A 7,182-nucleotide genomic window follows, 5' to 3' on the forward strand; every position below is an offset into this window, starting at 1 on the left:
GTATAAGAGACAGGCGAATGCGGTGTGTCAGTCAATAGAGATGTCGACTGACACACCGCATTCGCGAGCAAGCCCGCTCCCACATTGGTTTTGGGGTGTTGGTCAGGGTTGTGCTGGTTTTTTGAAGACGTAGAACAGGTTCGGCTCGCTCACCAGGTACATCGTACCGTCGTCATCCATGGCGATCCCTTCCGCTTGCGGCACCGTCTTCTGCAACCCCTGACGCCCTTTGCTCAATGACAGGGTACTCAGCGGCCGCCCGTCCACATCGAGTTCCAGAATCAGCCGCGACTCATCCGACAACGCCAACAGATGGCCGCTGCGCTCGTCGTATTGCAGGCTCGACAGGTCCGTCACGAACATCCCGGCATCGCGCTTGGGGTTGTTCACGACGTGCACCGCGTAGGATTTTTCCGGGTTGTAATGGGGAAAGCCCTGCACTTCGTAGATCAGCATCGGGTCGCGCTCCTTGGCGACAAACAACCGCTTGCCCACCGAGTCGTAAGCCAGGCCTTCGAAGCCCTTGTTGCCGCTCATGTGCACGCCAAGGGTCATCTGCTCGGCATCCGCTGCATCAAGGAACGTTGTGTCGTTCTCCAGATGAATCTTGATCAGCCGCTGCTGACGTTCGTCAGTGATCACGTACATATCGGCGCTGATGAATTCCACGGCTTCCGGATCGCCAAACCCGATCAACGCAATGCGTCGAACAATTTGGCCGTCCAGCGACAGTTCGATCAGCTCTGAGTTTTTGTTGGTGACGGTGAACAGGCTTTTGCGCACCGGATCGAAGGTCAGCGCCGAAACATCGTTGTCCAGCCCAACAATGACTCGCGCCTCGACCGCTACCTGGTACTGATCCAGAGCGATGGACTGACCGTTCTCTGGCTGCCAAAGGGCGTGCAGGTTGAACCAGGCGCGCTCGAACAGGCGCAGGTTCTGGCCGACCGCAACCAGCGCGATCAACGCAATGACCGACAGGATCAGAATCAGGGGTTTGGGGCGGGCAAGTCGGCGCATTCGGGCAAGTTCGGAATCAGGACGGGCGGATGAAATACCACGGCAGTCTGAATTGAAGCTTAATGGCCAGTGGCCGCGGTCCCGCAGGTGTACCCCAACAGGCGACCGCGCGCCACCCTCACGGCGGGCTTATTTCTGCTTTTCGAAGCGGTAGAACAGGTTCGGCTCGCTCACCAGGTACAGCGTGCCCGCCTCGTCCATGGTCACGCCTTCAGCGCGAGGAATGGTCTTCTTCAAACCATTGAAGCCGCCCAGCAAGGTCATGAAGCTGACCTGCTCGCCCTTCTCGTCCAGCTCCAGCAACAAGTGGGAGTCGGCAGACAGCACCAGGGTGTGACCGGTGCGGCGGTCGATGGCCAGGGCCGAGAGGTTGCGGATGTCCAGTGCATCACTGGTAAGTTTTTGCTTGTCGCCGGTGAGTGTCTGGCCGTCGTTGCTTTTCCAGGAGAACAACGCCGGTGGACGCTCTTCACCCAGCAACATTTGCTGATTGCGCGAATCCCAGACAATGGCTTCGAACGCCTTGTTCTGGTCTTTCGAAGGGCCGAGGTCGTATTTCGCAAAGTTGGCGATGTTCAGCTCGCGAGTGTCGGCGTCAACCTTGACGATGGAGAGCATGTGGTCGCGCTCATCAACGATGGCCAGCAGACCGTTGCCCATCACGGTCACGCCTTCAGGATTGCTCCAGCCCACCAGCGGCATTTTGCGCAGCACGTCGCCCTGCAGTGTCAGCTCGACGAGGAACGGGTTCTTGCCCATGACCGAGAACAGGGTTTTGGTTTGAGGGTCGTACGCCAGGTCCGACGCTTCGTCCTTCTCCATGCCCGGCAGCACCTTGGCATCGATCACTGCCCGGTAATCCGGCAGCCAGATGCTCTGCTGACGTTCGGCGGGGCTTTCGAAACGCTCGCGCAACCAGAGCACGCCACGGTCATCCCAATGCATGGCAAACGCAACGCCATACGCGGCGGCGGCCACCAGCAAAAGCCAGGAATACCAACGCATGACAAAGCGCGAACGGCGGGCAGTTTTAAGCTTGGGCAGTGGTTGTTGGGTGACCATTGAGGGATGCGTTCCAGAAATTCAGGCTAAGGGTAATAGCACAATTGGGACCGGCCAAGACGCCGCAAGTCCCGGAATTATCCGGACGGAATGTGAAAAAAACGGGAAATGGCGGGATTGCCCTTCCATTGCCCATCACAGAAACCAAATGTGGGAGCGAGCCTGCTCGCGATGAGGCCAGCACATTCAACAATGATGTCGAATGACAGACCGCTATCGCGAGCAGGCTCGCTCCCACAGGGTTCAGCGGTGATCTGACTAGCGCACGCTGCTGGTGAAGCTGCTGGCGCCTGGCAATTCCAGCACCAGTTCGTCACCGACATTCAGCGGGCCGACGCCAACCGGCGTACCCGTCAGGATCACATCACCGGCCTGCAGCGAGAAGCAGCCGGCCATGTGCTGGATCATCGGCACGATCGGATTGAGCATCGCGCTGCTGTTGCCGTCCTGGCGCACTTCGCCGTTGATGGTCAGGCGGATGCCGATGTCGGTCAGATCAGCGAATGTGCTGCCGGACACGAATGGCGCAATCACCGCCGCACCGTCAAAGGACTTGGCGATTTCCCACGGCAGGCCCTTGGCTTTCAGCTCGGCCTGCTTGTCGCGCAGGGTCAGGTCCAGGGCCGGGGCGAAGCCGGAGATGGCATCGAGCACTTCTTCACGGCTCGGTTTGGTCGACAAAGGTTTGCCGATCAACACCGCGATTTCCGCTTCGTAATGCACCGAGCCACGTTCGGTCGGAATGCTGAAACCACCCTCCAGCGGCACGACGCAACTGCCCGGCTTAATGAACAGCAGCGGTTCTGTAGGCACCGGGTTGTCCAGTTCCTTGGCGTGTTCGGCGTAGTTACGGCCAATGCACACCACTTTCCCCAGTGGGAAGTGAATACGCGTACCGTCGACATACTGGTGCTGATAGCTCATTACCGACTCCTGTTTCGTGCTCTTAACGTTCGAAAATCAAACAGCGAAGATCTTGCCCGGGTTCATGATGCCGTTCGGATCGAACACCGCTTTGACCGCTTTCATGTACTCGATCTCGACCGGCGAGCGGCTGTAGGTCAAGTAATCACGCTTGGTCATGCCCACGCCGTGTTCGGCGGAAATCGAACCGTTGTACTTCTCGACGGTTTCGAACACCCACTTGTTGACGGTCGCGCACTTGGCGAAGAACTCATCCTTGCTCAGGTTTTCCGGCTTGAGGATGTTCAAGTGCAGGTTGCCGTCGCCGATGTGGCCGAACCAGACGATTTCGAAATCCGGGTAGTGTTCGCCGACGATCGCGTCGATTTCCTTCAGGAACGCCGGGACTTTCGACACAGTGACCGAAATGTCGTTCTTGTACGGCGTCCAGTGGGAAATGGTCTCGGAGATGTATTCGCGCAGCTTCCAGAGGTTCTGCAACTGGGTTTCGCTCTGGCTCATCACGCCGTCCAGCACCCAGCCCTGCTCAACGCAGTGCTCGAAGGTTTCCAGGGCGTGGTTGGCCACTTCTTCGGTGGTCGCTTCGAATTCCAGCAGCGCGTAGAACGGGCAATCTGTTTCGAAAGGCGCCGGTACGTCGCCCCGGCCCATGACCTTGGCCAACGCTTTATCGGAGAAGAATTCGAAGGCGGTCAGGTCGAGCTTGCTCTGGAACGCATGCAGCACCGGCATGATCGAGTCGAAATCGGCAGTGCCGAGGACCATGGCGGTGAGGTTTTTCGGTGCGCGGTCCAGACGCATGGTGGCTTCGACCACAAAACCGAGGGTGCCTTCAGCGCCGATGAACAGCTGGCGCAGGTCGTAACCGGTGGCGTTCTTGATCAGGTCTTTGTTCAGTTCCAGCAGATCGCCTTTGCCGGTGACCACTTTCATGCCGGCGACCCAGTTACGGGTCATGCCGTAGCGAATGACCTTGATCCCGCCGGCATTGGTGCCGATATTGCCGCCAATCTGGCTCGAACCTGCCGAAGCGAAATCCACCGGGTAGTACAGGCCTTTATCTTCGGCGACGTTCTGCAGGTGTTCGGTGACTACGCCCGGCTGGCAGACCGCGGTGCGGTCGGTCATGTTCACGTCGAGGATCTGGTTCATGTAGTCGAAGGACACAACGACTTCGCCATTGGCGGCCACGGCAGCGGCGGACAGCCCGGTGCGACCGCCCGACGGCACCAGCGCAACTTTGTGCTCATTGGCCCAACGGACAATGGCCTGGACCTGCTCGGTGGTCTTGGGGAACACGATGGCGGTCGGGGCCGGGGCGAAATGCTTGGTCCAATCCTTACCGTAAGCATTCAGGGAGTCGGCATCGGTCAGCACCTTGCCAGGCTCAACCAGGGTCTTCAGCTCTTCAATCAGGGCAGGATTGGTCATCGACAGAACTCTCGAACAATTCATGGTCATCCTGAGAACGCTTCACGTCGCAGGAATGAGTGTTTAGCGGGGTGCATATGCTAGCATACCGACCCCGCAGGATAGTGCCCAACGGCTATTCTGTGGCGACGGCTTTCCTGCCGTCCGGGTCAGCGTCTGCTGGCTATTTCCTGCCATTTTTCTCCGGGATACAGGTTTACGCAGATGAGCAAGACTTCTCTCGATAAGAGCAAGATCAAGTTCCTTCTTCTCGAAGGCGTCCACCAATCGGCTGTCGACGTCCTCAAGTCGGCGGGCTACACCAGCATCGAGTACCTCACAGGTTCTCTGCCGGAAGCCCAGCTGAAGGAAAAGATCGCTGATGCGCACTTCATCGGCATTCGCTCGCGCACTCAACTGACCGAAGAAATCTTCGATCACGCGAAGAAACTGGTCGCTGTCGGCTGTTTCTGCATCGGCACCAACCAGGTTGACCTTAATGCTGCCCGCGAACGCGGCATCGCAGTGTTCAACGCTCCGTACTCCAACACTCGCTCCGTTGCCGAGCTGGTGCTGGCCGAAGCGATCCTGTTGCTGCGCGGCATCCCAGAGAAGAACGCTTCCTGCCACCGTGGCGGCTGGATCAAGAGCGCGGCCAACTCCTTCGAGATCCGTGGCAAGAAGCTCGGCATCGTCGGTTATGGCTCGATCGGTACTCAACTGTCGGTTCTGGCGGAAGGCCTGGGCATGCAGGTGTACTTCTACGACACCGTGACCAAGCTGCCTTTGGGCAACGCCACTCAGGTCGGTAACCTGACCGAGCTGCTGGGCATGTCCGACATCGTCACCCTGCACGTTCCGGAAACCGCTGCGACCCAGTGGATGATCGGCGAGAAAGAAATCCGTGCGATCAAGAAGGGCGGCATCCTGATCAACGCGGCTCGCGGCACTGTAGTTGAACTGCAAGCGCTGGCGGACGCGATCAAGGACAAGCACCTGATCGGCGCGGCCATCGACGTCTTCCCGGTGGAGCCACGCTCCAACGAAGAAGAGTTCGAAAGCCCGCTGCGTGGCCTGGACAACGTGATCCTGACCCCGCACATCGGCGGTTCCACCGCTGAAGCGCAAGCCAACATCGGTCTGGAAGTGGCAGAAAAACTGGTCAAGTACAGCGACAACGGTACCTCGGTATCGTCGGTGAACTTCCCGGAAGTGGCCCTGCCGGCTCACCCTGGCAAGCACCGTCTGCTGCACATCCACGAGAACATTCCGGGTGTGATGAGCGAGATCAACAAGGTCTTCGCCGAAAACGGCATCAACATTTCCGGTCAGTTCCTGCAGACCAACGAGAAAGTCGGCTACGTCGTGATCGACGTCGACGCCGAGTACTCGGAAATGGCGCAAGAGAAGCTGCAGCACATCAACGGCACCATTCGTTGCCGCGTGTTGTTCTGATAGTGACTTGAGTGACAAAAAAAGGAGACCTTCGGGTCTCCTTTTTCATGGGCGCGACTAACGCTACTTAACGTTGACGGTGATTTTTTCCGACACGATCGGCGGATCGAACGGCATGTGGCCGCTATCGCCCAGTTCCAGCTGCAAGGTGTGCTTGCCCGGCGTCAGCTTGACTTCAGCCTGGGTCTGCGCCTTGCCGAAGTGCAAATGGTTGGCATCGTTGGGGATCGGCGCACCGGCGGCAGGCAGTTTGTCGACATCGATCAGCAGGTGGTGATGGCCGGTGTTCTTGGTGACATCGCCCGCTGGCGCCAGCGCAATGTTCTCGACAGCGAACTTGACGACGACGGTTTGCGGTACCGTGGCTCCGTCCGCAGGAGAAACGATGGACACTTCTGCACCTTTGGGAGCCGGTGTACCAGCCGTTGCCAGCATCGAAGCACCCATCAACAGGCCAGCCAATGCTGCTCGTGACATAAAGGTTTTCATTTTCTTCTCCAGTTTTTTCGTAAAATCCGCGTGGCCATGACAACTTCACGGCCATTCGTTGTCGAAGGCTCTCGACAACCATAGCAAAGCGAGCCTGAACAGAGCGTCGCGATAATGAATTCAAAGGAGTGACCATGCGTTTTCTGCCTGGCCTGATCTGTCTGCTACCCCTTCTGAGCCCTTTGGCTCATGCCGAACTGATTGACGATGTAAACGACCGAGGCGAATTGCGTATTGCCCTTGAGGCTAATACACCGCGCTTCAATTTCAAGGAAGACGGCCAACTCTCCGGCTTCGAAGTCGAGTTGGGGCAACTGCTGGCCAACGAACTGGATGTGCGGGCCGACTTCGTCGTTACCGATTCCGACGACCTGTTGACCGGTGTCGAAAGCGGTAAATACGACATTGCCATCAACCACATAGCAGTGACCCCGGACCTCAAGGATCGTTTCGATTTCAGCGAACCTTACATTCACACTGATGCGCAATTGATCGCGCAGAAGGAAGAGCCGCGTTCGATTCTGCTGGTGCAGTCGCTGACGGAAGAGAAGCCAAAGGTTGGCCCGGCAGTGAGCCTGGCGATTCCGTTTCAGAAAGGTAACCCGGCGTTTCATGCCAGCCTGGAAAACGCGCTGCAGCGGATCAAGGCGGATGGGCGATTGGAGGCACTGGAACAGAAGTGGTTGGGGGCGGATGCGAGTGTGGCGCCCAAACCCTGATTTCAGGGCTGACGAATAACTACTGTGGGAGCGGGCTTGCTCGCGAAAGCGGTGTGACAGTCATAGTTGATGTTGACTGACACACCGCTTTCGCGAGCAAGCC

Annotated in this window: 7 protein-coding genes; 2 read left to right on the plus strand and 5 right to left on the minus strand. The window is 58.1% G+C overall.

Features of this window, described 5'->3' with window-relative positions; translation table 11 throughout:
* Positions 1 to 102: 102 nt before the first annotated feature.
* From KGB03_RS01535 to KGB03_RS01550, 4 genes are all read right to left on the minus strand, one after another.
* Positions 103 to 1,020: an SdiA-regulated domain-containing protein gene (locus tag KGB03_RS01535; protein WP_223526044.1), complete on the minus strand. Its 918-nt coding sequence runs from the start codon at positions 1,018 to 1,020 to the stop codon at positions 103 to 105.
* Positions 1,021 to 1,149: 129 nt separating this feature from the next.
* Entirely contained in the window at positions 1,150 to 2,082 is a 933-nt protein-coding gene (locus tag KGB03_RS01540) for an SdiA-regulated domain-containing protein (protein WP_218536663.1), read from the minus strand.
* Between the two features lie 258 nt (positions 2,083 to 2,340).
* Positions 2,341 to 3,006, minus strand: coding sequence for a fumarylacetoacetate hydrolase family protein (locus KGB03_RS01545; RefSeq protein ID WP_046045170.1), 666 nt, complete (start codon positions 3,004 to 3,006; stop codon positions 2,341 to 2,343).
* A gap of 36 nt (positions 3,007 to 3,042) precedes the next feature.
* A complete protein-coding gene (locus KGB03_RS01550; protein ID WP_033053391.1) occupies positions 3,043 to 4,437 on the minus strand; it encodes an FAD-binding oxidoreductase in 1,395 nt (464 codons plus the stop codon).
* Between the two features lie 204 nt (positions 4,438 to 4,641).
* Between KGB03_RS01550 and serA the strand changes: the two genes are divergently transcribed.
* A complete protein-coding gene (serA, locus tag KGB03_RS01555) occupies positions 4,642 to 5,871 on the plus strand; it encodes a phosphoglycerate dehydrogenase (RefSeq protein WP_008150498.1) in 1,230 nt (409 codons plus the stop codon).
* Positions 5,872 to 5,934: 63 nt separating this feature from the next.
* Here the strand turns inward: serA and KGB03_RS01560 are convergent, their stop codons facing one another.
* The gene (locus tag KGB03_RS01560; RefSeq protein WP_218536662.1) at positions 5,935 to 6,360 is read right to left on the minus strand and encodes a DUF4399 domain-containing protein; all 426 of its coding nucleotides are present in this window, start codon (positions 6,358 to 6,360) and stop codon (positions 5,935 to 5,937) included.
* Positions 6,361 to 6,494: 134 nt separating this feature from the next.
* Here KGB03_RS01560 and KGB03_RS01565 point away from each other — a divergent pair, with 134 nt between their 5' ends.
* Positions 6,495 to 7,079, plus strand: coding sequence for a transporter substrate-binding domain-containing protein (locus KGB03_RS01565; RefSeq protein WP_218536661.1), 585 nt, complete (start codon positions 6,495 to 6,497; stop codon positions 7,077 to 7,079).
* Positions 7,080 to 7,182 lie beyond the last annotated feature (103 nt).

It is taken from the genome of Pseudomonas sp. BF-B-26 (assembly GCF_019956495.1).
Lineage (GTDB): Bacteria > Pseudomonadota > Gammaproteobacteria > Pseudomonadales > Pseudomonadaceae > Aquipseudomonas.